Here is a 26,742-nt window from a genome sequence, read left to right as displayed (position 1 = left end):
TGTTGCCACAACAAATATAAGCGGAGAACGCATAGTGTAGCAACAAGCGAGTGCAACACTATATATTATATAAAGAGATATTCTATGAATGATACTAACTTAACAAAAAATATATTCTTTATATGATTTTGCTTATATCTTATTATTAATTGCTTTACAAAGATATTTATGATTAAACTTTAAATCTGTTAAGAATATCTTAAGAAAATACGTGTTATAATTAAAAGAAGTTATATCTTCTATAAGAGGTTTTTATACATTTTACACGTATGCTTGTCTATTTTTGAATTATTCTTAAAGAAATTACAAAAGAAAACTTCCTTGCTGAAAAACATTTTTGTAGACTTCTTTATTTGCTATATTTGCAAAACTCATCACAACAAGCAATGCAATACAAAAGAATTTTACTTAAATTATCGGGAGAAGCGCTCATGGGCGAAAGACAATATGGAATTGACCCGAAACGTTTGGCTGAATATGCTGAAGAAATCAAAAAAGTAGTTGATTTAAAAATAGAGGTAGCCATTGTTATTGGTGGTGGAAATATATTTAGAGGTGTTGCAGGAGCAAGCAATGGTATGGATCGAGTTCAAGGCGACCATATGGGAATGCTTGCTACGGTAATTAATGGACTTGCTTTACAAAGTGCTTTAGAAGACGCTGGTATTTATACGCGTTTACTAACTGCATTAGAAATAAAAGAAGTCGCAGAGCCTTATATCAAAAGAAAAGCTATTCGTCACTTAGAAAAAGGACGTGTAGTTATTTTTGGAGCTGGAACTGGAAATCCATATTTTACCACAGATTCTGCAGCGGTATTACGCGCCATTGAAGTCAATGCAGATGTTATTTTAAAAGGAACACGTGTAGATGGTATATACAATGCTGATCCTGAAAAAAATACAGAAGCTATCAAGTTTGATCATATCTCCTTTGACGAAGTCTTGAAACAAGGTTTAAAAGTAATGGACACAACGGCATTTACGCTAAGTCAAGAAAATGAATTGCCTATTATCGTATTCGACATGAATACCAAAGGAAATTTATTAAAAGTAGTTTCAGGAGAAAACATTGGAACGAAAGTAAATTTATAAATTAAAACTGGCGCAGTTTTTGATTTTATTCGAGCAAAACAAAAAAATAGTTTAAATTAGTAATGATATATCATGTAGCTTCACAACTACATGGAATAATTAAAGAACATTATGAACGAAGAAATTACATTTATTATAGATACGACGAAAGAATCAATGGAAGGTGCTATTGAGCATTTAAATAAACAATTATTAAGTATCAGAGCAGGAAAAGCTTCGCCTGCAATGTTATCGAGTGTAATGGTTGATTACTATGGCTCACAAACGCCATTATCACAAGTTGCCAATGTAAATAGTACAGATGCACGTACCATTACTATTCAACCGTGGGAAAAAAGTATGATTCAAGAGATTGAAAGAGGAATTATGATAGCTAATCTTGGATTTAACCCAATGAATAATGGTGAATCAGTAATTATCAATGTGCCACCATTAACAGAAGAGCGTCGTAAAGACTTAGCAAAACAAGCTAAAAGTGAAGCAGAACATGCAAAAGTTGGTATCCGAAACGCACGCCAAGAAGCGAACAAGGATATTAAAAAATTAGATGTTTCAGACGATTTGAAAAAAAATGCTGAAATTGATGTACAAACATTAACAGACAGTTACGTTAAAAAGATTGACGAAGTTTATGCAGTGAAAGAGAAAGAAATCATGACTGTTTAAAAACGTTAAACTTATAATAAACTAATTGTAAAGCGACCAATGGTCGCTTTATTTTTGTAACATTATACCTTAAATTTCGTTATAAGAAAAAGGTCGTTCTTTAATTCGCTTAGCAAAATATATTGACAGTAAAGAATATCGTTAACGACCAAGTAAAGTAGACTACTAAAATATACCCTAATAGATGAAAAAATCAATACTGATTTTTATTGTATTGCTCACTTCTTTTGTTGCTGTTGCACAACAAAGCATTTCAGGAATTGTCATTGACAAAGAGTCCAAAGAATCACTGCCATTTGCAAACATTTATATTTCTAAAACGAAAGGTACCATCACAGATGCAGAAGGAAAGTTTACATTACAACTTAAAAAAGACATCACATCTATTAAGGTTTCTTACATTGGTTACAAAACAGTGACCGTTCCTGTAGATAAAAACACTAACTATCTTACCATACGATTAATACCAACTCAGGAAGCACTAGATGCCGTTGTATTATACAACAAAGAAAATCCTGCTTTACAAATTATGCGTGACGCTATTGATCGTAAGAAACAAAACGATCCAGAACGCAAACTGAATTCATTCAAACTAAATGCATATAATAAACTTTTAGTGACTGCGAATCCTGACTCTATTAACGGACAAATTGATTCCATTTTCACCAAAAAAGATGGAAAACTTGTCTTCAAAGAAGTCGATTCATCAAGCTATAGTTTCAAAAAAGACATTACGCGAAGCCACATTTACATGACTGAAAAAGTAAGTGAAGTTTCGTTCAGTTCCTCAAAAGGAAAACGCGAAAAGATTTTAGCAACCAGAATGGCCGGTTTTAAAGAACCTATCTATGAAATTTTGGGAATTAAAATTCAGTCCTTTTCGTTTTACAATAACAGATACGAGCTTTTTGGAACACAGTATCCTGGACCAATGGCCAACAATGCACTTTCCAAGTACAAATACAAAATCTTAGATACGGTAAGCAACAACAATCGCGAATCGTATATGATTTATTACAGTCCGCAGGAAAAAGGAGAAACTTCTGGATTGGAAGGTATTTTATACATTGATCGCGAATCCTATGCATTACAAAAAGGAATTGCCGAAATAAAAGGTGTTATTGACATCAAAGCTGTACAAAATTTTGACTACAACTCCACATTTAAAGTTTGGTTTCCTACAGACAAAGAAATTCAAATCCGAAAAGGAAAAACGGACGATTCCGTATCACTTTTTGGACAAGCAGTAAGCGTATCTCGTGGTACGCCGCAAGACAGTACCAATACTGTTCGGACAAATAAACAAGATGTTGATGAGTTTGTATATCTGAGTTCAAAAACAAAAAACTTTGACTTAGCCATCAACGAACCTGTAAAAATTCGTGGACGTGGTTTGGCCATTGAAATTGAAGACCAAGCGCACGATAGAGATGAAGCATATTGGAATAAATTCCGAACAGATAGCATTACACAACGTGGAAGAGAAACCTATGTGGTACTTGACAGTATTATTGAAGAAGATGGTGTTGAAAAAGACATTTATCTCGCTCGAAAACTACTCAAAGGCTATTATCCAACAAAATATATAGACCTTGACCTTCGCTATTTGGTAAAGTATAACAATTACGAAGCCTTCCGTTTGGGACTTGGCGGTGTTACAAATGCTAATTTTTCTACCAAATACCGTGTCAATGGATATGGTGTATACGGAACACGTGACAAAGATTTTAAATTCGGAGTTGGCGCTGCTACGCGATTGGACAAACGAACGCAAACTTGGTTTGGAATGTCGTATACAGATGATTTAGTAGAAACAGGAAGTTCTCGTTTTATTACAGACCGACGTGCTTTTTCACTGTTTGAACCGCGATTGTTCAATATTGATCTTTTCTATGAAACTAGGCGTTTAACTGCAAACATTGAACATCAAATTACAGCAAAGGCGCATGCCAATTTCATGGTTTCTAAAAGTAATATAGAATCTACCTACGATTATGGTTTTGTCAATAATGGCGAAATTTTCAATGCTTACGAAATTACCGAAGCTACTTTTGCCGTGCAATGGAATCCATTTAGTGAATACATGCAAACACGTCATGGTCGTAATGAAATCAAAAAAGGATTTCCACAATTTACTTTTCAAGCCACACAAAGTTTTGATGGTTTATTAGGTGGTGATTTTAACTATACAAAATTTGATGCACGTATTGTACATGAAATTCGTCCTATTGACAAAGGAGTAACCTCTTTCTTAGTAAAAGGTGGTTTGGGTATTGGTGACATTCCAATTTCACATTTATACCATACATCGCCAAACAATCCTAACAAAGATGTGCTCTTACAACGTTTTTCAATTGCAGGAAGAAACAGTTTTGAAACCATGTATTTTAATGAATTTTTCTCTGACAAATACGCCATGTTTCAGGCAAAGCATAAGTTTAAACCATTTAAAATCACAAAAGGCTTTCGCCCAGAATTGACATTAATTTCTCGATTTGCCATTGGTGATGCTGAAAATATTGAACGTCATTTAGGACAAAACTTCAATTCTTTAAAACACGGTTATTCTGAATCAGGGTTTGAAATCAACAAATTATTCGCTGGTTTTGGATTGAGTTTTATGTATAGATATGGCGCATATCATTTGCCAAAATTTGAAGATAACTTATCATTTAAATTTACCTATTATTTTAGTTTAGGATTTTAAGCCTCTCTTCATTCGTTTTTGCTAAATTTGCACGAGCCAAAAATGAGACAATGATTAAATGGATAAATACACGCTTTTGGGCAAGTCTTGCGCGACTGATTCTTCGAAATAGAATAATCATTCTGACGCTTGTAGTTGCGATGACTGTATTTTTAGGATCGCAATGGAAAAACATGCGTTTCTCCTATACCGAAGCAAATTTATTACCTGACAATCACCCTGTAAATATAGAGTACAATAAATTCCTTGATATTTTTGGGGAAGAAGGAAACCTAATCATTCTTGCCGTAAAAGACAGCTCACTTTTTACTCCAGAAAAATTCAATGCTTGGAATCGCCTTAGCAAACGCTTTAATGCAAAGCCTGAAGTAAGTGCCGTAATTTCTACTGAAAACTTAAAAAAGCTCATTAAAGACGAAGAAAATCAACGTTTTGCGCTTGACGAATTGGTAAAAGGAAAAATTGCTACTCAAGAAGAAGCAGAAGCCATTCGCGATGAGCTCTTCAACAATTTACCATTTTATAAAAGCTTACTTTTTAATGATGAAGGAACTATAAGAACTGCGGTATATCTTGACAAAGAGATTGTAAATACTGCCGTTCGTAAAGACTTTATTTATGCTGAAGTATTACCCATTATTGAAGAGTTTGAAGCCGAAACTGGTTTAGATTTACGCGTTTCGGGAATGCCCTACATTCGTACACTAAACTCTCAAAATATTGTTGATGAAATCGGATTATTCATTGGTGCAGCACTGCTTATTACTGGTTTAATTTTCTTTTTCTTCTTCAGATCGTTCCGCGCTACCTTCATTTCACTAGTTGTGGTGATGATTGGTGTAATGTGGGCATTTGGAATTTTAGGATTGCTAAACTATGAAATCACGGTTTTAACAGCATTAATTCCGCCATTGATTATTGTGATCGGAATTCCGAATTGCATATTCTTCATCAATAAATATCAACAAGAAATAAAGAAACACGGAAACCAAGCGAAGTCATTGCAACGTGTAATTTCTAAAATTGGAAATGCTACATTGATGACAAATGTGACAACAGCAGCTGGTTTTGCTACATTTATCATTACAGAAAGCAAACTATTAAAAGAGTTTGGTATTGTAGCTTCCATCAATATAATTGCCATTTTCATTTTATCGCTATTGATCATTCCGATCATTTATAGCTTTATGGCATTGCCAAAACAAAAACACTTAAATCACCTAAGCAAACGTTGGATTAACACCTTTGTTTCTTGGATGGAAAAAATGGTGCGTCACCATCGATTTGCCGTATATGTCGTTTCTGTTGCTTTGCTAGTATTGAGTATTATTGGAATTTATCAAATTCGAATTTCAGGAAGTTTGATAGAAGACATGCCGCAACGCGCCGATTTCTTTAAAGACATTCGCTTCTTTGAAAAAGAGTTTGACGGTATCATGCCACTAGAAATTTTGATTGACACCAAACGTAAAAATGGTGTAACAAAACTTTCTACCTTAAAACGTATGAATAAGTTTGAGGAGTTAATTATTGAAACTCCTGAGTTATCGCAGCCAATGTCTATAGTAAGTTTAGCAAAATACTCGCGTCAAGCATACTTTGGCGGATTGGCTAAAAACTACACCTTACCTACTTCCAACGAGAATAATTGGATTCTGGCATACGCCGGAAAGTCAAAATCTGAAACCAATTTGCTCGCTAGTTTTGTTGATTCTACTGGACGATATGCACGTATTACCACGTTCATGAAAGATATTGGAACTGATAAAATGGAACGTATCGAAGAAAATTTACAAAATAAAATAAAGAATACTTTCAAAGACAAATTTGATGTAACGATGACAGGGAAAGCACTCGTTTTCCTGAAAGGAACCAAATACTTAGTCAACAACCTAATCATGTCCTTATCGCTGGCAATTTTGTTGATTTCGTTGTTTATGGCCTATTTGTTCCGTTCTTTCAAAATGATTTTAATCTCTTTAGTACCAAACTTATTACCATTATTAATTACTGCAGGAATGATGGGCTTTTTAGGCGTTCCTATCAAACCTTCTACTATTTTGGTATTTAGTATTGCTTTTGGTATTTCTGTGGATGATACCATTCACTTCTTGGCAAAATACCGACAAGAATTACAGAGCAATCACTGGAGAATTCGAAAATCGGTCTATGCAGCTTTGCGCGAAACAGGCGTAAGTATGTTTTATACTTCAATTGTATTATTCTTCGGATTCTCGGTATTTATGATTTCTAGCTTTGGTGGAACTGTAGCTTTGGGCGGATTGGTTTCAGCAACGCTACTCTTTGCTATGTTAGCAAACTTGTTATTATTGCCTTCCTTATTACTTTCGTTAGAAAGAAGTATAGCCAACAAGCGTGTTATTAAAGCACCAAACTTCAGAATTCTTCCGGAAAAACCAAACAGAAAATTATCGGAGTTGGCACGTAGAAAAGGCAAAAAAGAATAAACCTATTCATATATTTACGATATTAGCTATCACTGAACATGTAAAATATGCCGTCTTTAGCATGAAACCAACCATAATAATACTAACATTATTTATATCGTTAATTTCTTTTTCGCAAGAGAAAAAATGCTCTGATTTCAAAATTGGAAAATTCACATATTCTGATCCAGATTATGCAGATTTAATAACTGAAAGAACTGATTCTCTTCAAACAGATCATTACCCAAAAATGGGGTGGAAATTAACCAGTAAAGTGAAATGGTTGACAGCATGTAAATATGAAATAGAATATATTGAAGTTAATATTCCAAAAATGGAGTCTATAATCGGAACTAAATATATTATTGAGATTATTGATATTAATAAAAATAAAATTCTATGCAGAACGGAATCTGACGGAATAGTTATCGAAAAAGAGATGATTAAATCAATAGAATAAAAACTTAAATTAATTCCGTGTAGCTTTCACTCTCCCAAGCCGTTAAATTAAAGGGATTTTATATATAGAATTCTTCAAATGATTTTGCCATTAAAGTAATAAAATTGTAGTTTGTATCAACAAAAACTTCTGTTGTTTACATGCTGAACAATAGTTAAAACAAAATTATGGGGATATTTGACTTTTTGAATTTTAAGCCATCAGATGAAAAACTAGCTAAAAAGTTAGTGGAATTTGTATATAACAGTGTCCAAACTGAAAAAGGAGTTCGGGTTGAAGATGCCATATGCTTAATCTCAACTATTGTTGCTGAAAGATGCATTGAAGTCACGAATGAATTTTCAATAAACGATCATGAATTCGAACCAGGTTCTGCTGTTTTTTCCGAAAAAATGAATGAAACTCTTGTAGGACCAATTGCCGCTGAAAATTGGAATAAACTTCCAAAAGAAGCTGTTTTTGCTAGAATTAAAACTAGAATAAATGCACATTTTGAGGATGCTTCTTTTCCTTCATTAACTGGAATTTTTGAAAATTATGCCAAAAATATTAATGAAACAGCATGGGGAAATCTAAATTTATCTGTTCCAGAAGACAACAAACCTTTCTTTTTGCCATTACAAGCTGGATATGAAACAAGAAAATTCGTTGACAAAAAAATCCATCTTGAGAGTGCTGAAAAAACATTGCAAATAGCTATTATCGCCATTGGTAAAATACTAATTGAAACAAAAATGGCGCTTGATCAATCTATAGCCTTAACAATGACATTTGAACTTATCAATGGAATGTCAAAAACAGCAACAATGACAGATCAAAAAATGAAGGAATTACAGTCTGAGATGAAGAATCAATAATTACTCAACAGTCACGAATAGATTGAAAAAGAGCTTTTCTCAACATATTTAAAAGCCACAAAGCATCATTTGAGTGAAATTTACGACAAACTTTCATTAAATCAGACAAACGGTTTTCCAGAATGTAAAAAACTACTTACTTTTGCAAGATAGGTACAAAAAATAAAGCCTGAAGTTGTTGTTACAACATTCAGACTCTATTCGGTTCCCCCAAACCTACCTTAATTTTCTTAATCATTGAAGACAAATTAAGATTACAATTGATTAATAGCCATGACAAATATATGTCAAGATTGAGCGTTTAGACAAGGGGAAAAATCCCCTTTTTGCTGGGTAATACCCTTTTATTTATAGGTATTTTTACGCTTTACTGAATTCTCTCATGGAAAAAACATACTCTTCGTACAAAATATACTATCATTTCTTGTCATTTTTATTCCATGACCTTTAAGCTGCTCATTTTATTTTTTTGCTTCTGTCAGATTGAATTACTCATAAATCTATATTGTTTATCAATGAATTCGTGAATCCATGATTTTGCGAATAATCATATGAATTTGCATTAAAAAATTATTGTAGCTCATTTCGTAAGTTTTCGCTAATGAATTATATTTGTCGCTTAAATTATTTGAAAGATGAAATCATACACAGTCGCTGAGTTACTAAACTCAGAAACATTGCTACAGGAAGTTACTGTAAAAGGTTGGGTACGAACGTTTAGAGCAAACCGTTTTATTGCTTTAAATGATGGATCGACCATAAATAATATTCAATGTGTTGTTGATTTTGAAAATACCAATGAAGATACTTTAAAACGTATCGGTACTGGTGCTTCCCTTGCTATTAAAGGAGAATTGATTGAAAGTCAAGGAAAAGGACAGAAAGTAGAAATTAAAGTACAAGAAGTTACTATTTTAGGTGACGCTGATCCTGAAGAAGTACACAAAACGGTGATGCAACCTAGAAAGCATAGCTTAGAATTTTTACGTGAGCAAGCACATTTACGTACACGCACCAATACTTTTAGTGCCGTAATGCGTTTGCGTTCGTCATTATCGTTTGCAATACACAAATATTTCAACGATAACGGATTTTACTATATGCATGCGCCAATTGTTACCGGAAGTGATGCCGAAGGTGCTGGAGAAATGTTCCGTGTAACAACGTTAGATCCTAAGAATCCGCCATTGGATGAAGATGGAAATGTAGATTATTCACAAGATTTCTTTGGAAAGGAAACAAACTTGACGGTTTCTGGACAGTTAGAAGCGGAAACCTACGCAATGTCTTTAGGAAAAGTATATACATTTGGACCAACGTTTAGAGCTGAAAACTCAAATACGTCACGTCACTTAGCAGAATTCTGGATGATTGAACCAGAAGTTGCTTTTATGGATTTGGCTGGAAATATGGACTTAGCTGAAGATTTTATGAAATCGGTATTGAGTTATGTTTTAGAAAAAAATCCGGATGATTTGGCCTTCTTAGAAAATCGTTTGATTCAAGAAGACAAAACAAAACCACAAGCAGAACGTAACGAAATGACTTTGACAGAGAAATTACGTTTTGTGATTGATAATAACTTCAAACGTGTAAGTTATACAGAAGCAATTGATATTTTACGCAATTCAAAACCGAATAAGAAGAAGAAATTCAAATACTTAATCAATGAATGGGGCGCAGATTTACAAAGTGAGCACGAGCGTTTCTTAGTAGAAAAACACTTTAAATGTCCTGTGATTTTGTTTGATTATCCAGCAAATATCAAAGCATTCTACATGCGTTTAAACGAAGATGAAAAAACAGTACGTGCTATGGATATTTTATTCCCAGGTATTGGAGAAATTGTCGGAGGATCGCAACGTGAAGAACGTTTGGATGTATTGAAAGAAAAAATGGCTGCTTTAGATATTCCTGAGGAAGAATTATGGTGGTATTTAGAACTTCGTAAATACGGAACAGCGGTACATTCTGGTTTTGGACTTGGTTTTGAACGTTTGGTAATGTTTGTAACAGGAATGAGCAACATTAGAGACGTAATTCCTTATCCAAGAACACCACAAAACGCAGAGTTTTAATCAACATATTAGAGAAACTAAAAACCGTCAAGTATTGCTTGACGGTTTTTTTATTGCCCTAACAAAGTCCAAACGTCTTCACAATTGGAATATTTGTGGTTGTACATGGCCCATCTGGATTAGAAGGACATCCAAATCCGGGATCCGTAATACATTTTGTTTCCACATTTGACAACACTGTAGTTACGGTATCATCTGTAAGATTTGTATTTGTATCACAGATTAATACAATTCGAGTTTCTAACAATGTAATATTTCCACCAGTTCCTCCTTGTAAGGAATTTGCATTCACAGAAGCAATGGTATGTTTCTGTAATGACAGTTTTTTTATTTGAATTTTTCTTTTTTTCATACTATTTAAATTTTAAAGATGAATACTACTTGTTCTTTTTAACAGAAAGGACAATATGACTTACACGAATTAAAAATCGTTATACAAATTTCATTGTGAGGATCTACTGTAACTAATGGTCGTGTAGGATTTTGTGTCGTTGTACAATTTAAAAGCACACTTGTTCCAGCAGGACATCCAAGTGATCTTGGTGCGCCACCTTGAACATCTCCTATGTTTGCAATGGTTTTCTTTTGCAAAGACAGTTTTTTAAAATTCAATTTTTGTTTTTTCATAGTAAAATGATTTTAACGGTTTATAATGATTTTTTGAGGACTAAAAAACCGCTTTCTTAAACACCTAAAACTAAATTCCCAAATCTAACATGTGTTTGTATATAGCATTGTAGAAATGACATGCAACACTTGAAAGCGATTTTTCAATTACTCAATTCAAAATTAGAATTGTAGTTTGGTTTAAACGAAAAAACAACGAGACAGAAGTGTGACAAACACACTGCAAACCTCTCTACTTATGGATATTGAGACAAAAACGGGACAAACTATAAGTCGTAGATAAATTTTTGTAGCTCTTCTTCCGATTCAAAGTCCATTTTCTTGCGAAGTCTGTACTTTCCTTTGCGAACACTCCCTGGAGAAATCACTAGAATTTCAGCAATTTCTTTTGTGTTGAAATTTAAACGTATAAGTGCAGCTAATTTTAAATCGCCCTGCGAATAGTTCATCGACTTTACCTTGAAGTTTTTGAAAAAGTCAGGATATATATTTTGAAATATGGATTTAAAACCTGTCCAATCACTTTCAGTCAAAATTTTAAACCTACGCAATTCATTCTGTATCTTTTTTACTTCTCCAATATCTTTTACATCAATATTTGAATCTTCTGAAAGCATATTCATATACGCTTTTAGCTCTTCTTCTTTTGCAATGGCTTTTTGCTTTTCTTCACTTAACCTTTGTTGTATTTTGGACTTTGCCTTTTCTTTTTTAGCAATTTCTTGTAAAAAAACAGCCTTTCTTTTCTTGTAAAAAACAAATCCAAAACCAATAGACATTACCAAAGCTCCAGTAATCAGCAATGTACTCAACCTTGCTTTTTCAGAATCTGCTTGTATTTCTTGAACTTTTTGATCACTTTCTAGCTGTGCTATTCGCATCTTTTCTTTGGTAATTTCCCACTTCCCTTCTTCTTTATCTACTCTTCTTTTAGCAGTAATGTATTTTTGCAAATAATGATACGCTAAGTCTTTGTTCCCTTTATTTTCATATACTACTTGCAACTGTTTTGTTGTTATTAACAATTTCCCCGGAATATCTCTTAAAAGTGCAATTTCATAGGCTTCTAATGCATTTTTTAAAGCCAAATCGAAATCTCCTCGATCGTTATATAATTTAGACAGCAATAAATAAAGACTCATATCGACATTTTTTATTTTTGCGTTTTTTGCATCTTGTAAACTTTGTAAAGCCAGATTTAAGGCTTTTACTTTTTCGTCAGTTTCATAATATACTTCTGCAAAATTTCTAGTGATTACAATATTATTTCTGTGAGCTTTGATTTTCTTTCCTTCCTTTTCACTGTTCATTTTATCTTCATTGTGATATGCTGCCGTATCAAAATATTTTAGTGCTTTCTCATAATTCCCTACTCTTTTGTAAATCCAGCCTACTTGACGATATACAAAAACTTTATCTACGTTTTCTCCATCATCAATGAGTTTCATCGCTTTTTTACCAAAATCCAACGCATCTTCATTCATTGATTGTTTTGCATATAATCTTCCCATCCGGATATATGTTACCGCCAACACATTAGCATCCAAAAATGAATCTTCTTTTAAATTAATTTTTAAGGCTTCATAAAATGATTGATACGCCTTGCCCAAATCACCATCAAGAGAATAGAAATATCCTGTTTTATTGTATATTTTGGCTTTTAGCACTTCATCATCTATATCTGGCAATAATGCTTGCATCTTTTTCAAATACACACGGGCAGCATCTAGTTTAATTTCTTCTCTAAAAAAATATATTCCGCTTCTACTGTACACTCTAAAAAGTTCTTCCGGATCTCCTAAAGCTTGTTGTTCTGCTTTTTCCAAATAAAAAAGGGTAGAATCTCGTTTATTTTCGAATGCGAATTTTTTACTTTTTTTCAAATAATTTACCACTAAACGATCTCGTTTTTGAGCTGTTGCATTTTCTACAAACATCAAACAGCAACTCATTGAAAGTATGAGTTTGGAAAATATATTGAGTGAAAGAAAATTTTCTTTTATTTTTTTTACGGTATTCATATAAGCTCACTTTAACGGTTAATGTTTTTTAAAAGAACGTATTTTTAGAGATTTTTAAAAGGGTGTTATTCCCCAAAAACATTTTTTTAACATCTTTTTCTAAAGACAGAAATTCCCTTGCTATTTTTCATTTCACACCACACAATACCATTGAAGTTTGTTATATTTGTGTAACACTAAAACCGATTTATGAAAAAAAGTTTCCTTATCTGTCTTATAATGGTATCATTTTTGGTGGGCTGTACTTCAAAAAGTACTGATAAAGTCAGTTCAACCATAAATTTTGAAAAAGGATTTACACAAACGCTTGTTTTTGGAACCAACACAAGTGCCAGTAAAATGGGATTCTTTGAAGACAAAAATGAAGTGCAATTTCGATTAGATGAAATTACAAGCGATAGTAGTTTTGTATTTACAGGCAAAGTAACACGTATGCAATACAAATCGGATATGTTTGGAGAAAAAGAAAATGTAGATACAGAAATTGTCAAAGCATTAAACAACACCAACAAAATGAGCGCTACTGAATTGGAAGTATATAATGATATCAAACAATATCTAGATAAAGAGTATACTTTTACTTTAGATAAGTATGGTACTATGATAAAAAGTGCTGAGTTTAAAGACCAGTCTTTGTTTCTTGACGCTTCCATTATAAAAGGCTTTTCAATAGTACCAACAATGAGTTTTCCAAAAGAAGATTTGGCTGTAGGAGTTACTTGGGATTATAACACAACGAACCCCTTGATGGAATCACAAAAAATAAAATTCAGCTATACAGTAGATGATATTACGAACGATAAAATTTTTATCGATGTACAAATGGAGATGGACGGAATTGGCGGAGTACTCAGCAAAAATAAAGCCGAAGGACGTTATGAAATTGATCGTAAAACAAAACGATTTATCAAAGGATCACGTACAATGAAGATGCAAACTGGCGGCGGAAAAGCAACATATTCTATAACTGAAAAGTAAGGGATTTGCTTATAAACTAATCAACGACAACCTAGTGTTTTTACACAAAAAACTATGCTTAAACAACAATTAAATTTTAGATTATCTCAAAAACTATCTCCACAACAAATTCAGTTGATGAAGCTGATTCAATTGCCTACACAAGCTTTTGAACAAAGACTGAAGCAAGAGCTGGAAGAAAATCCTGCATTGGATAGTGGAAAGGAACAAACAGATGAGTTTGACTCCGATTTGTCAAATGACTACGATGACGATTACGGAAATGAAACAATTGCCGCAGAAGATATTAATGTGGATGATTATTTGAGTGATGACGAAATTCCTAATTACCGTTTACAAGCCAATAATTATAGTGTTGACGATGAAGAAAAAAACGTTCCGTATGCTTCAGGAACGTCTTTCAATCAGCATTTAAAAAATCAACTGAATACTTTTCGACTTGACGAGGAAGATAGAGAAGTTGCTGAGTTTTTGATTGGAAGTGTGGATGAAAGTGGTTATATCCGCAGACCTTTAGAAGATATCGTGGATGATTTGGCATTTACGCAAAACATCTTTACGACCGATGAAAATATAGCAAAGATTTTACAGATTGTTCATGAGTTAGATCCAGCAGGAGTTGGTGCGCGAAATTTACAAGAATGTTTGCTGATTCAATTGAGAAGAAAAGAACCCACGGCTTCTATTGAAATGGCTATTGACATATTGGATAGATCTTTTGAGCATTTTACAAAGAAACATTACAAAAAGCTTTTACAGAAATTTGATATTACCGAAGTAGAATTGCGCGATGCCATTTTAGAAATTGAACGTTTAAATCCAAAACCTGGCGGTTCGTATGCTGGAAATACAAAAATCATAGAACATATTGTTCCAGATTTCACCATTCGTATTGTAGAAGGCATATTAGAGTTGACTTTGAATGGACGAAATGCTCCAGAATTGCATGTTTCTAAAGAATACAACGACATGCTAAAAGGCTATAAAGATACGCGTCAAAAAACAAAATCGCAGAAAGATGCCGTCATGTTTATTAAACAGAAGTTAGATGCCGCTAAATGGTTTATAGATGCCATTAAACAGCGTCAGCAGACACTTTTAGTAACCATGAATGCCATTTTACATTATCAAGAAGAATACTTCCTTACAGGCGACGAACGTAAGTTAAAGCCAATGATCTTAAAAGATATTGCCGATATGATTAATATGGATGTTTCTACCGTATCGCGTGTGGCAAATAGCAAATATGTAGATACGCCGTATGGAACCAAGTTGATCAAGGAGTTTTTCTCTGAATCCATGAAAAATGAACAAGGAGAAGACGTTTCTACCCGAGAGATTAAAAAGATTTTGGAAACTGTCATTGAAGAAGAAAATAAGAAAAAGCCTTTGACAGACGAGAAGCTTGCGACAATTTTAAAAGAAAAAGGATATCCAATTGCTCGTAGAACCGTAGCAAAATATAGAGAACAGCTCGACATTCCTGTAGCACGATTACGAAAGAAAATTTAGATGCGCACTTTTCTCAAGGTTATCTCATACATATTTCACCCTATTTTCATTCCGATAATGGCAACCGTTGGCTTTTTTTTAGTGACGCCACGACTGTATGATTTTAATTTTAAAATAGACGTTTCTATTACCGTTTCTATTTTTACCGTTTTCATTCCGATCTTAACGTTTGTTTTATTACGACGTTTTCGACTCATCGATTCTATTTTTGTAAAAGATGTGAAACAGCGTAAAATTCCGCTGTATTTATATGTACTACTCTTGTTTTTAATCGTTACAAAAGTAATTTCGAAATCTATTTTTGCAGAGTTGTATGATTTCTTTTTGGCAACCTTAATTTCCGCTATTGCTTGTCTTTTTCTCGTGTTGTTTCGTGTAAAAGCGAGTATGCACATGATGGGAATGGCTGGTTTGGTTTTATTCTTTATTGTGCTGAGTATTACATATCAACTCAATATCACCTTTGCGCTAAGTATTCTTATTTTGATGATTGGACTCGTAGGTTCTTCACGATTATTCCTAAAAGCACATACATTTACAGAATTAATTATTGGCTTTTTTATTGGAGCAATTCCACAATTATTAGTGTTGTATGATTGGTTATAGTATGTAAAACATCAAACCAACCTTGATGGTATTCATCTCAAATTGTTCGCCAGTTGAAGTCACAGTGCCATCTTTGAAGAGTTTATTTAAACCATAATACAAATGAAAATTCCAAGTATTATATCCTGCACTTAACGTCAATCCATATTGAAAACGATTGATGTCTTCGTTTTGAAATTTAATCTTTTCGCTATTGCTGATGAATTTAGAAACGCCCGAAAAGATATAGCCAAATTTAAATCCTCCATAAATACGCCAAAATTTATAGTCAGTTGCTGTCGAAGTTCGCCAACGAAACTCTATAGGTAGTTCAACTTCATGCGTTCGGTATTTGTTTCGCTTGAAGCTTTCATTACTCTCAATTTCTTCATATGAGATTCCGTTCGTAGTTTTGACTGCTTTTAGATTGTGGAAATAGGAATTGTAAGAATATCCTAAACCAATTCCAATAGCTTTATTTCGCTTCTCGTTAATAGGGAAATCGCGAATAACACCTAAATGTATTCCGTTAGAAAGATTGTTCTGGGAAATGCCGCTAGGACGATTTTGAAGAATATTATACGTGAACCCAATATAAAATTGGTCTTCTCTATAGTTGTTATCAGGAATTGTATCCTGAATTGCTTCTTCTTGTGCAAAACTAGCTTGCATTCCTAAAACAACTAAAATTCCAATAACAATATGCTTCATCGTATTCTATTTTGACAAGATCATTTTATTAATTAGTACCAAGATAATATAAAAAAAGCACTCTGTACAGAGTGCTTTTTCATATAAAATTTAAGATCTTCTATTTTTCCAAATTCTTACTAAACTCCCCTTTTTTGGTCGTGTAGTTAATTTTCAATGCATTAATCTCTCGAAGTTTTTGCTTGATATCAGCAACAAGTCCCATATTGGTTTCATTATCTACTTTTAAAGCAGTAATGGCAATAAGTCTATTTTGCGCTCCTACTTCATTGTTTAATGTATTGAACCAATAATCTTTAATTTCAGAAACGTCAGCAAATTTATCATTTAGCTGAATTTTAGCTTGCGTTCCTACTTGGTCTTGATATCTGTCACTTGGTTTACCTGCATAAATATAAATAACTGGATCTGTTTTATCTAGTTTTTGTATTTGATCTGCAAATGGTAACTCTTGCGCCACTTTGAAATCATCTTTCTTAAACACAGTTACTGTCATAAAGAAGAATAATAACATAAATACAATATCAGGCAAAGCTGCCGTAGATACTGGTGGCAATTCACCACTTTTTTTCTTTTTAAATTTAGACATAATACTACGTTTTAATTACTAGTTTCTGCTTCTGATATCTTTAAAGGATACATATCCTTTATAACCTTCATCTTATCTTTCAAATCTTTCTTAACACTTTCATCTGTAGTTTGCGGATGCGATAAGATAGAATCCATTGATGTATATTTCATTTTATACAATCGCAAAGCTTCTCTATTTCTTAACGTATTATATGCTCCTACAAGCTCATTTTGAACTGCAATAAATGTTCCGTATTCAGTTTCTCTGTCATTTCGCACAGATATAATTGCTTTATTAGGGTGATCCGATGATTCTGGATTCTTAGCCCCTTGGCAATATGTACATGGTTCATTTTTTTCATTAGTTCCACCTCCGTTGTCAAGGAAATCGATTGCTGCTTGACGCAGGTCTTTCAATTCCATAACTTCTTCTTCAACCAAAAGATCATTATTTTTATTTACTAATACTGTAAATAAGTTCTTTTGCTTAATGATAGGCGGTGTTACTCCTTCAGGCGGCATTGGTGGTAACTTTCTAGTGATACCTGCATCTTCCTGAAAGGTAGTAGTAACTAAGAAAAAGATAAGAAGTAAGAATGCGATATCGGCCATAGACCCTGCATTCACTTCTGGTGCTTTTCTTCTTGCCATAATTATTTATTAAGTGTTTTTTTAACTCCAAATCCTACCATTGCTAAAATAGCTCCAGCTGCTAAAAAGTAGAACATATAAATACCTGCACCTACTATTTTCGATGTAGATCCGTCAATTGTAATTTTCCCTACTTTAGTTAAACTATCACTAGCTGCAACATAGGATAATATTACAATGATTGCTAAAACTGCTAATGAAATCAATGATTTCTTCAATGCTTGTGGATTGGTAGCCAAATTTTTGATACCAAAAAACAATGCGATAGCAGCTGTTATAGGCACTAATATTTCACCTGCAACAATCATTTCATTGCCTGTTGACTTACCTGTCAAGATCATGATATATAGGATTGCTCCTACTAACGCGATCACGGCGATTAAAACTGTTAATATTAATTTTAATTGTTTCATATTATATTGTATTGTATAAAGTTGATAGTATTATTTCTTGTAACGAACCAATAAATCTATTAAAGAAATAGATGAATCTTCCATGTCGTTTACAATACTATCGATCTTAGCAATAATATAGTTATAGAAAATTTGAAGTATAATACCTACGATCAAACCAAATACTGTAGTTAATAAGGCTACCTGAATAGATCCTGCAATTAAAGATGCATCAATTGCTCCTGCAGCTTCAATTTGTGTAAAGGCTTGAATCATACCAATTACCGTTCCCATGAATCCTAACATCGGTGCAATTGCGATGAATAAAGAAATCCAAGATACGTTCTTTTCTAATTGTCCCATTTGTACACCTCCGTAAGCTACAACTGCTTTTTCAGCATTTTCAACTCCTTCGTCCATACGGTCTAATCCTTGGTAAAAAATAGACGCAACAGGTCCTTTTGTATTTCTAGCAACTTCTTTAGCAGCTTCTACACCACCACTTGCTAATGCGTTCTCAACATTTGCTAATAACTTTTTATTATTAGTTGTTGCCATATTTAAGTAGATGATTCTTTCGATACATATTGCCAATCCTAAGATCAAACACAATAGTACAATTCCCATGAACTCTGGTCCACCTTTGATGAAGTATTCTTTTAATATTTGGTGAATACCTTGTCCAGCGTCTGCTGCCGGTTCGTTTTGAGCTGTCGCTACACCTACATTTAAAATCGTTAACATGGCTACAGCCATAATAGAAAATCCTTTTTTCATTTCTCTTGAACTTAAATTTTGTTAGTTAATCGGGTTAAAGATATAAAAATTTTATAATAATTTACGATATTTTTATGCAGAGAGGAAGGGATTCGAACCCTCGATACGGTTGTGCCGCATACACACTTTCCAGGCGTGCGCCTTCGACCACTCGGCCACCTCTCTCTATCGTCGGGCAAATAACAAAAAATATTTTAGTTTTTGAAATATATCTAGTTATTTTTAGGACATTTCGCCCCTAATTTGTGTTTCAAAGACAGTTTTGAACGTAGTTTCGTCCATTTTTCTACCTAAAAGGTACATCAGTTTTGCAATAGCAGCCTCCGTTGTAATGTCTTTACCACTGACTATTTCTAGGTTTTTTAGCGCAACACTTGTTTGATATTGCCCCATGATCACTTTGCCTCCAGAACACTGTGTTACATTCACAATAATTATACCTTTCTGCTTTATTTTGTATAAAAATTCTAAAAACCATGCTTCTGTAGGCGCATTTCCTGCTCCATAAGTCTCTAAAACGATGGCTTTTATTGTATCAGAAGTTAAAAAACCTTCTAAACTAGCCGATGTAATTCCAGGAAATAACTTTATTAACGCTATATTATTGTCTATTTCTTTATGAACTTTGAACGGTTTTTCCTCATCAGGACACCACAAATTTTCTCTAAATATTTTTAAATGCACACCCGATTCAGCCAATGGTGGATAGTTAAGCGATGCAAATGCTTCAAAATGTTCTGCATTTATTTTTGTAGTTCTGTTAGCTCTGTACAGTTTATATTCAAAATATAATCCTACTTCTTTAATTTCTGGATTTCCCTCTGCATCTTGCATGGAAGCAATTTGGATTGAGGTAATTAGGTTTTCTTTGGCATCCGTACGCAAATCTCCAATGGGTAGTTGCGAACCTGTGAATATGACTGGTTTTGCTAAGTTTTCCAGTAAAAAACTTAATACCGAAGCCGAATAACTCATGGTGTCACTTCCGTGCAATATCACAAAACCATCAAAATCATTGTAGTTTTCTTCAACAATAGTTGCCATTTTTATCCAGTAATCTGGATTCATATCTGATGAATCTATTGGATTTTCAAACGCAGTGGTTTCTATATCACAATCTAAATGTGAAAGTTCGGGAATGCGTTCTAAAAGTTTATCAAAGTCAAATGCACGTAAAGCACCTGTTTCAAAATCTTTGATCATTCCAATAGTTCCACCAGTGTAGATGAGTAAAATTTTTGGCTGGTTCATTTGTCTTTTTGTTGATTTTTCTTTTTGTTGATTTGTCTTTTTGTTGATTCGTTGATTCGTCTTTTTGTTGATTCGTTGATTCGTCTTTTTGTCAATTCGTTAATTTGTTGATTCGTTGATTTGTTTCTCAAATTCAATTTCAACTTTAAACTCCAAAGATAGCTTTTGAGTTTTCTGTGGTGATTTTTGCTACTTCTTCTGTAGACAATCCATAGATTTGAGCTACTTTTTCTAGCACATTCATCACATAACTACTTTCGTTTCGTTTTCCTCTGTATGGTGTTGGCGCTAAGTACGGAGCATCGGTTTCTAAGACGATATGTTCTAATGGAAATTCGTTTAAGAATGTATCTATTTTTCCATTTTTAAAGGTTACTACGCCTCCAATTCCCAATTTCATATTGTACCCAATTGCTTTTTCGGCGTGTTCTCTCGTTCCTGTAAAACAATGAAAAATTCCGAATAATGAATCGTCTTTTTCTTTTTCTAATACTTCAAAAACTTCGTCAAAAGCATCACGACAGTGAATGACAATTGGAAGTTTGTATTTTTTTGCCAGTTGAATTTGATATTGAAAAGCTTCTTGCTGTGCTACTAAAAACGTTTTGTCCCAGTATAAATCGATTCCTATTTCACCAACTGCATAAAATTTCCGATCTGCTAAAAGTGCTTCTACATGTGCAATTTCGTCTTTGTAGTTTTCTTTTACATGTGTTGGATGTAAGCCTGACATCAAAAATACTTCATTCGGATACTCTTTTTCAAGCTGAAACATGCGTTCTGTATACGTAGAATCGATTGCAGGTACAAAGAATCGTTTTACTCCATTGTTTATAGCACGCTGCATCATTTCGCCTCTGTCTTCATCGAAAGCTTCACTATATAAATGTGTATGTGTATCTGTTATTATCATGCCGTAAAAATAGTATTTTCCATAAGATTATATAGAAAAGTTGATTTTAAAAAAGCGCACTAAGATTTCTCTTTTTTTAAGAATTATTTATCATACACATTCATTTTGATTTGTATTTTTGTAGTGAATTGAATTAGATATTTGTCTGGATGAAAAAAAGTTTGCGAAAGTTTTTACTTGATAAAGGGTATAAACGTATTAAGTTGAATCGAATTAATACAAATCATTACGAAGTAAAAGCGAAGATTAATGGAATTGAAGGAAGTTTTATTTTAGACACTGGCGCTTCGACCTCTTGTGTTGGTTTTGAAGCCGTAAAAATCTTCAACCTGAAAGCTAAAGATTCTAAAATTAAAGCTGCTGGTGCTGGTGCCGTGAATATGGACACACAAATTTCTAAAAATAATAAGGTTCGTTTAGGAAAATGGACAAAACAACGTGTTGCCTTGGTTTTGTTTAATTTAGATCATGTAAATACTGCATTAACACAACATGATGCCAAACCTGTACACGGAATTATTGGCGCAGATATTCTTAGAAAAGGAAAAGCTGTGATTGATTATGATAAGAATTGCTTGTATTTGAAGTAGTTTTCCAATGTCTTCTTAGTAAGAATGTAATCTAAGAATTAAACCTTCGAAGTTTTTTATATCTTTCTTTAAGCCAATACCATAATATAGTATTCCTGCTTTGTTGAGCAAATCGCTTTCTCTTCTAGATATTTCGGTAAGTTCTTCAGACAATGTTACTATTTTCTGATTCATCGTTTCTTTTCTGAATTCAGTCAACTTTTTAGACATTTCAACAGTTTCTATATAATACGCTGTCTCATGTTTTAGATTGGAAAGTGCCAATTTGTGAAAATAATTATCATTCCTATTTATTTTTCTAATCGCATTTTTTATTTCTACATTTTCTGTTTCAAGTTCATCATTTTTATAATAGTGACGATTGAGAAATAGGCAAAGTTCACCCGCGTAACAGATAAGGTAATTTAAAAAGTCTTCCAACTCATTTTTCGTAGATATAAAATCAATTTCTTTGTCTATGCTAGCTTCATAGTCTACTAAGATTTCATGAAATTTACGTACTGGTGTTTTTGATGGTATTTCATTAAAATACATAAATCCACAAGCTTCCATGTCCATTTCTACTTTTGCATCGAGTGTTTCCTCGGGTATTTCTGGATATTTTTTTCTAGCTTTTTTATAAAACCAATCCCAAATAGTAAAAAAATCGTCCATTTGATTTTTTTTAATATCGGCATTCATGTTTTCAAGGATTCTTGTGTATGTATCAGAATTTTTAATGAAATTTTGAAAAGAAAAAGATCCGGACGCTTGTAAAAGTGGGATCAGCTCTTGTGTTACTTTTTGTTGATCGATCTTAAAAAAATATAATTCTTCTGCCATTTTTAGATATGGTTATTTTGGCAAATTAAAAAAATCACTTTACAACAGAAACTTAAAACTCAGAAAGGACTCATTTTATCTCTGATAACTAATCAATTAACACAATATATTACCAAACCTGTAGACGAAATTACAGGCACGAATATTTTACTACAAGGAAAATCTGTGATTATTTGTGATAAAACTGCTTGTATTTGAAGTAGGGTTTTGACTAAAATAACTGTTATTAATGCAAGTAAAAGCTACTTGTTTACTAAAAACAGGTACTATTACGCATTTATTTTCGCCCCCTTTTTAAGAATTTTACAATATTATTAATTAAACCTATTTGTCATGAATTCCCTAACTCATAACAATAAGCGATTTACCGTACTTTTTGTGATCCAGATTATTTTATTGATTGCTGGATTTTGCATTAATATTTATGCTTTGTGGTAGAAAAGCTTCCTTTTTATAGATCAACTTTTAGTTCTTTATCGTTGTGATGATGCTGTTGATTGTGGCGACTGATATTTAATTTTATCTAAAGTCACTTTTTGCTGGTGCTTGTACAGTTTCACCATTTTAATGGTACGTTCTTGATTTGGCGTTCCGTAATTTCTGTATACCGTATATTTTAAATATGTTGGATTGACTGCTTTTTCCGTTTCTAAACTTTTTACATTCACCATCCATTCACCGTCCATATCAGCTTCATCAATAATGAATTCTTCCATATAATATCCGTTTTTTACCTCATCAAGCAAACGATCTTTTTGAGACATTAAAGAATGTTTCCATGAGTAGAATTTTTTGGTAGGATTGACAAACTGCAATTCAAATTCGGCATCAGCTCTATTCCATTCCAACACAATACGCACATCATATTTAAAGGTTGCTTTTAGCAAATTAGATGGAATATCTTTGTAATCAAGCTCTACTCTGTGTCTACGCAACAATTGCTGCATTTCACTTAATAGTGGCTTTTCTATTCCAGAGAAATCTATATTTTCAAAAGAGTCCGTTAGCATTTTTATGTATAAATCTAAAGACTCTTGGTAATTTCCTGCACGTTTGTATGCCAGGGCTAAATCTCTGTATGATTGTGATGAATTTGGTAGTAAAATAGCAATTCGTTGATATACACTTTTTGCAGCGGCAAACTCACCAAACTCTTCTAATTTATAAGCTAAACTTTTTAATGCTTTTGGATTTTCTATCGCAAGCGCTTCTACTTCTTTTAAAATCGCTAATGCTTTTTCTGAATCCCATTTTTTAAAGTATTCAGCAGTATTTAGATAATATGGAATGGTTTGGCGCAACGGATTTTGTTTTTGTTGTTCGTAAATCTCTAATGCTTGCGTATAGTTTTTTGCGTTCTCCAACTCCAATACATACATTGGTTTTTCTTCCGAATTGGAAATTAAAGGAATAGTTTCTTTGTAGTTATTATTTGTTAATAATGCAGAACTCACCATATTTCCATCGGTATCTTTTTTCAAAAATCTATTTTTAGAGGTAATCAATATCGTTGGTAATCCTCCATATAATATGGTAGATGCCATCGATTTTAATACGACAATATTGTCAATTGAACGAATTTCAATTTCATCTAAATTTCCATAATAAGGAAATCCATCATAATACACTTGTACTGGAGTTCCTCTGAGGATAAGCACTGGTTGTCCGGGTGACATTGAAGGTCCTCCGCTTGCAGGATTTATGCTACGTGTTGCAAATCCATTGAATCTAGATCTAATATTCCCTTCTCCATTGTATACAAATAAACCAGCAATACTTCCACGCAAAATATCACTTACATAAATATGTTGTGGACCAATACTATTGGAGGTAATTACCGTTCCGCCACCAAAAGCATCTAAACTCATTCGTCCAAATCCTGTGTCGGTATATTGTTTTTTCTTTACCTTCTTTTCTCCTTTTAGAGTAACTTCATTCAGTAATTCCGTATTTGATTTCAATTTGATGCTCAACGGATTCATATCACGAACTGCAATTTCTTTTTCATGCACGCCTATATATTCTACCACAAGTACATCTCCAATATTTGCGGCTATTTCAAAAGAACCATCTGCATTTGTATGCGCAGTTTTAAAGCTGTTTTTCACACGAACTATGGCATTTTGAATAGATGTATTTTTTTCTGTGTACACCGTTCCTTTCAATAGATTCTTAGCATTCGAATCTGTTTCCGAAGTCAAATAAATCTTGTCTGTAAGTGATAAATATTTACTCAATTTAGACATGTCCACATTGACAACTTTGTAACCATTGGCTAAAAGCTGAAAACGATCGTTGTCGCGAATCCAACCTTCATCAAAAGTCAAGGTAAATTTCCCTTCAGCATCCGTTACCGCTTTTAGGTTTTTTCCTGGAAATTCTACATTTACATACGGAATAGGCTGTTTTGTTTCAATATCTAACACATGTGCGTCTATGGTAATTTCATACTGTGCAAAAGCGGTTATTGCAAAGAGAAGAGAAATGATAAAACTGATATTCTTTTTCATGGTTGATTGATTTTTTTGAGCAATAGATTGGTAATAATTACAATAAAAAAAGCTATCACTAACACCTTATAAGATACTGAAAAATAAATAACTAAACAAGAGTAATTTGTAGGCAACTTCGTTAAAGTTTTACCAAAAAAAATAACCATTGCTTTTCGGCAATGGCTATTTTATAATATCAATTGAATTATTTTTTACAATTCTAAAGCTCTTTTTACATTGTTATCCATCAATAATTCTACAGGGTTTTCTAGTGCTTCTTTAACCGCTACTAAGAAACCTACAGATTCTTTTCCGTCAATGATTCTGTGATCGTAAGATAACGCTACATACATGATTGGACGAATGACTACTTGTCCATCAATTGCTACAGGTCTTTCAACAATATTGTGCATTCCTAATATTCCTGATTGTGGTGGATTGATGATTGGTGTTGACAACATACTTCCGAAAACTCCACCATTTGAAATGGTAAATGTTCCACCTGTCATTTCATCAACAGTGATTTGTCCATCACGTGCACGTATTGCCAATCTTTTCACTTCAGATTCTACACCTCTAAAAGATAAGTTTTCTGCATTTCTAATTACAGGAACCATTAATCCTTTTGGTCCAGAAACCGCAATACTAATGTCACAGAAATCGTAACTTATCATTTCTTTTCCATCAATCATAGAGTTAACTGCTGGATATAATTTTAAGGCACGAACAACGGCTAAAGTAAAGAATGACATAAATCCTAAACTTACACCATGTTTTGCTTTAAACGTTTCTTTATATTCTTTACGTAACGCAAAAATTGGCGACATGTCTACTTCGTTAAACGTAGTTAACATTGCTGTTTCGTTCTTTGCAGATACCAAACGTTCCGCAACTTTTCTACGAAGCATTGATAATTTTTTACGCTCACTTCCACGCGATCCACCAGAAGGTGTTCCCATACTTGGTTGTGCTTTTACAGCGTCATCTTTAGTAACACGACCGTCTTTTCCAGTTCCTTTTACTGCCGCAGCGTCCATTCCTTTTTCAGCCAATATTTTCTTAGCTGCTGGAGATGCACTTCCTGATGCATACGTTTTTGCTGGCTCAGCTGGTTTTGGCGCTTCTGCTTTTACAGGTGCTGCTTTTGGTGCTTCTGCCTTTTTTTCTTCTTTTGGCGCATCGCCTCCACTTGGTGCTTCGGCACTAGTATCAATCAAACAAACTATTTGTCCAACTTCTACTTCATCGCCTTCTTCTGCTTTTAAGGTGATTGTTCCACTAGCTTCTGCTGGCAACTCTAAAGTCGCTTTATCAGAATCAACCTCAGCAATTGCTTGGTCTTTTTCTACGTAATCGCCGTCTTGTACTAACCATTCTGCAATTTCTACTGTAGTGATGGATTCTCCTGGCGAAGGAACTTTCATTTCTAAAATCATCGTGTTCTATATTTTAGTTTTTATTTTACTTTTTTTGGCGTTTGCTTCGACTCCGCTCAGCAACCGCAGTTACTATTTTGTATTCACCCGCTTTACAAGCATGAG

24 protein-coding genes and 1 tRNA gene are annotated in these 26,742 nt (G+C 33.4%); 11 read left to right on the top strand and 14 right to left on the bottom strand.

Going from position 1 to position 26,742, the window contains the following annotated elements; translation table 11 throughout:
- Window positions 1-386 precede the first annotated feature (386 nt).
- The 7 genes from pyrH (at window position 387) to asnS (ending at window position 10,309) form a co-directional block, all read left to right on the top strand.
- Window positions 387-1,094 carry a UMP kinase gene (pyrH, locus tag Q0845_RS01965; protein WP_298508305.1) on the top strand — a complete coding sequence of 236 codons (708 nt, stop codon included), beginning with the start codon at window positions 387-389 and terminating at the stop codon, window positions 1,092-1,094.
- A gap of 111 nt (window positions 1,095-1,205) precedes the next feature.
- Window positions 1,206-1,760: a ribosome recycling factor gene (frr, locus tag Q0845_RS01960; RefSeq protein ID WP_298508303.1), complete on the top strand. Its 555-nt coding sequence runs from the start codon at window positions 1,206-1,208 to the stop codon at window positions 1,758-1,760.
- A 184-nt stretch (window positions 1,761-1,944) separates the two neighbouring features.
- Entirely contained in the window at window positions 1,945-4,467 is a 2,523-nt protein-coding gene (locus Q0845_RS01955) for a DUF5686 and carboxypeptidase-like regulatory domain-containing protein (protein ID WP_298508300.1), read from the top strand.
- A gap of 50 nt (window positions 4,468-4,517) precedes the next feature.
- A complete protein-coding gene (locus Q0845_RS01950; protein WP_298508297.1) occupies window positions 4,518-6,935 on the top strand; it encodes an efflux RND transporter permease subunit in 2,418 nt (805 codons plus the stop codon).
- A 61-nt stretch (window positions 6,936-6,996) separates the two neighbouring features.
- Entirely contained in the window at window positions 6,997-7,374 is a 378-nt protein-coding gene (locus tag Q0845_RS01945) for a hypothetical protein (protein ID WP_298508294.1), read from the top strand.
- A 167-nt stretch (window positions 7,375-7,541) separates the two neighbouring features.
- Window positions 7,542-8,231 (top strand): hypothetical protein, encoded by a 690-nt coding sequence (locus tag Q0845_RS01940; protein WP_298508289.1) that lies wholly within the window; start codon window positions 7,542-7,544, stop codon window positions 8,229-8,231.
- 635 nt (window positions 8,232-8,866) lie between these two features.
- Window positions 8,867-10,309: an asparagine--tRNA ligase gene (gene asnS / locus Q0845_RS01935; protein WP_298508286.1), complete on the top strand. Its 1,443-nt coding sequence runs from the start codon at window positions 8,867-8,869 to the stop codon at window positions 10,307-10,309.
- A 58-nt stretch (window positions 10,310-10,367) separates the two neighbouring features.
- On the opposite strand, the gene Q0845_RS01930 is transcribed toward asnS, so the two are convergent.
- The 3 genes from Q0845_RS01930 to Q0845_RS01920 all read right to left on the bottom strand — a co-directional run bounded on the left by Q0845_RS01930 (window position 10,368) and on the right by Q0845_RS01920 (window position 12,957).
- Window positions 10,368-10,661, bottom strand: coding sequence for a class I lanthipeptide (locus tag Q0845_RS01930; RefSeq protein WP_298508284.1), 294 nt, complete (start codon window positions 10,659-10,661; stop codon window positions 10,368-10,370).
- A 38-nt stretch (window positions 10,662-10,699) separates the two neighbouring features.
- Window positions 10,700-10,936: a hypothetical protein gene (locus Q0845_RS01925; RefSeq protein WP_298508281.1), complete on the bottom strand. Its 237-nt coding sequence runs from the start codon at window positions 10,934-10,936 to the stop codon at window positions 10,700-10,702.
- A gap of 266 nt (window positions 10,937-11,202) precedes the next feature.
- Window positions 11,203-12,957: a hypothetical protein gene (locus Q0845_RS01920; protein ID WP_298508277.1), complete on the bottom strand. Its 1,755-nt coding sequence runs from the start codon at window positions 12,955-12,957 to the stop codon at window positions 11,203-11,205.
- A 189-nt stretch (window positions 12,958-13,146) separates the two neighbouring features.
- On the opposite strand from Q0845_RS01920, the gene Q0845_RS01915 reads away from it, so the two are divergent.
- The 3 genes from Q0845_RS01915 to Q0845_RS01905 are packed head-to-tail and all read left to right on the top strand — an operon-like array spanning window position 13,147 to window position 16,053.
- Window positions 13,147-13,935, top strand: a complete 789-nt coding sequence (locus Q0845_RS01915; protein WP_298508274.1) for a hypothetical protein — start codon at window positions 13,147-13,149, stop codon at window positions 13,933-13,935.
- A 54-nt stretch (window positions 13,936-13,989) separates the two neighbouring features.
- Window positions 13,990-15,447: an RNA polymerase factor sigma-54 gene (gene rpoN, locus Q0845_RS01910; RefSeq protein ID WP_298508271.1), complete on the top strand. Its 1,458-nt coding sequence runs from the start codon at window positions 13,990-13,992 to the stop codon at window positions 15,445-15,447.
- The gene (locus Q0845_RS01905; protein WP_298508268.1) at window positions 15,448-16,053 is read left to right on the top strand and encodes a hypothetical protein; all 606 of its coding nucleotides are present in this window, start codon (window positions 15,448-15,450) and stop codon (window positions 16,051-16,053) included.
- On the opposite strand, the gene Q0845_RS01900 is transcribed toward Q0845_RS01905, so the two are convergent.
- The 8 genes from Q0845_RS01900 to Q0845_RS01865 form a co-directional block, all read right to left on the bottom strand.
- Window positions 16,048-16,743: a porin family protein gene (locus tag Q0845_RS01900; RefSeq protein ID WP_298508266.1), complete on the bottom strand. Its 696-nt coding sequence runs from the start codon at window positions 16,741-16,743 to the stop codon at window positions 16,048-16,050. The genes Q0845_RS01905 and Q0845_RS01900 overlap by 6 nt on opposite strands.
- 100 nt (window positions 16,744-16,843) lie before the next feature.
- Window positions 16,844-17,332: a biopolymer transporter ExbD gene (locus Q0845_RS01895; protein ID WP_298508264.1), complete on the bottom strand. Its 489-nt coding sequence runs from the start codon at window positions 17,330-17,332 to the stop codon at window positions 16,844-16,846.
- Window positions 17,333-17,343: 11 nt separating this feature from the next.
- Window positions 17,344-17,964, bottom strand: coding sequence for a biopolymer transporter ExbD (locus Q0845_RS01890; protein ID WP_298508262.1), 621 nt, complete (start codon window positions 17,962-17,964; stop codon window positions 17,344-17,346).
- A 2-nt stretch (window positions 17,965-17,966) separates the two neighbouring features.
- Window positions 17,967-18,377 carry a hypothetical protein gene (locus tag Q0845_RS01885; protein WP_298508260.1) on the bottom strand — a complete coding sequence of 137 codons (411 nt, stop codon included), beginning with the start codon at window positions 18,375-18,377 and terminating at the stop codon, window positions 17,967-17,969.
- 30 nt (window positions 18,378-18,407) lie between these two features.
- The gene (locus tag Q0845_RS01880) at window positions 18,408-19,133 is read right to left on the bottom strand and encodes a MotA/TolQ/ExbB proton channel family protein (RefSeq protein ID WP_298508256.1); all 726 of its coding nucleotides are present in this window, start codon (window positions 19,131-19,133) and stop codon (window positions 18,408-18,410) included.
- Between the two features lie 77 nt (window positions 19,134-19,210).
- Window positions 19,211-19,298: transfer RNA gene (locus Q0845_RS01875), tRNA-Ser, on the bottom strand.
- Window positions 19,299-19,355: 57 nt separating this feature from the next.
- A complete protein-coding gene (locus Q0845_RS01870; protein ID WP_298508253.1) occupies window positions 19,356-20,384 on the bottom strand; it encodes an asparaginase in 1,029 nt (342 codons plus the stop codon).
- Between the two features lie 145 nt (window positions 20,385-20,529).
- Complete coding sequence (locus Q0845_RS01865; protein ID WP_298508250.1) at window positions 20,530-21,297, bottom strand: TatD family hydrolase; 768 nt, start codon at window positions 21,295-21,297, stop codon at window positions 20,530-20,532.
- A gap of 149 nt (window positions 21,298-21,446) precedes the next feature.
- Between Q0845_RS01865 and Q0845_RS01860 the strand changes: the two genes are divergently transcribed.
- Complete coding sequence (locus tag Q0845_RS01860; RefSeq protein ID WP_298508247.1) at window positions 21,447-21,887, top strand: retropepsin-like aspartic protease; 441 nt, start codon at window positions 21,447-21,449, stop codon at window positions 21,885-21,887.
- Window positions 21,888-21,902: 15 nt separating this feature from the next.
- On the opposite strand, the gene Q0845_RS01855 is transcribed toward Q0845_RS01860, so the two are convergent.
- The 3 genes from Q0845_RS01855 to odhB form a co-directional block, all read right to left on the bottom strand.
- Entirely contained in the window at window positions 21,903-22,709 is an 807-nt protein-coding gene (locus tag Q0845_RS01855) for a hypothetical protein (RefSeq protein ID WP_298508245.1), read from the bottom strand.
- A 473-nt stretch (window positions 22,710-23,182) separates the two neighbouring features.
- Complete coding sequence (locus tag Q0845_RS01850) at window positions 23,183-25,219, bottom strand: carboxypeptidase-like regulatory domain-containing protein (protein WP_298508242.1); 2,037 nt, start codon at window positions 25,217-25,219, stop codon at window positions 23,183-23,185.
- Window positions 25,220-25,413: 194 nt separating this feature from the next.
- On the bottom strand, window positions 25,414-26,637 hold the full coding sequence (gene odhB, locus Q0845_RS01845) for a 2-oxoglutarate dehydrogenase complex dihydrolipoyllysine-residue succinyltransferase (protein ID WP_298508240.1): 1,224 nt from the start codon (window positions 26,635-26,637) through the stop codon (window positions 25,414-25,416).
- Window positions 26,638-26,742 lie beyond the last annotated feature (105 nt).

Source organism: uncultured Kordia sp., assembly GCF_947489565.1.
In the GTDB taxonomy this organism is placed as follows: Bacteria; Bacteroidota; Bacteroidia; order Flavobacteriales; family Flavobacteriaceae; genus Kordia.
Note: the sequence above shows the minus strand (reverse complement) of the source record. Positions and strands in the feature narration are given on the sequence as shown.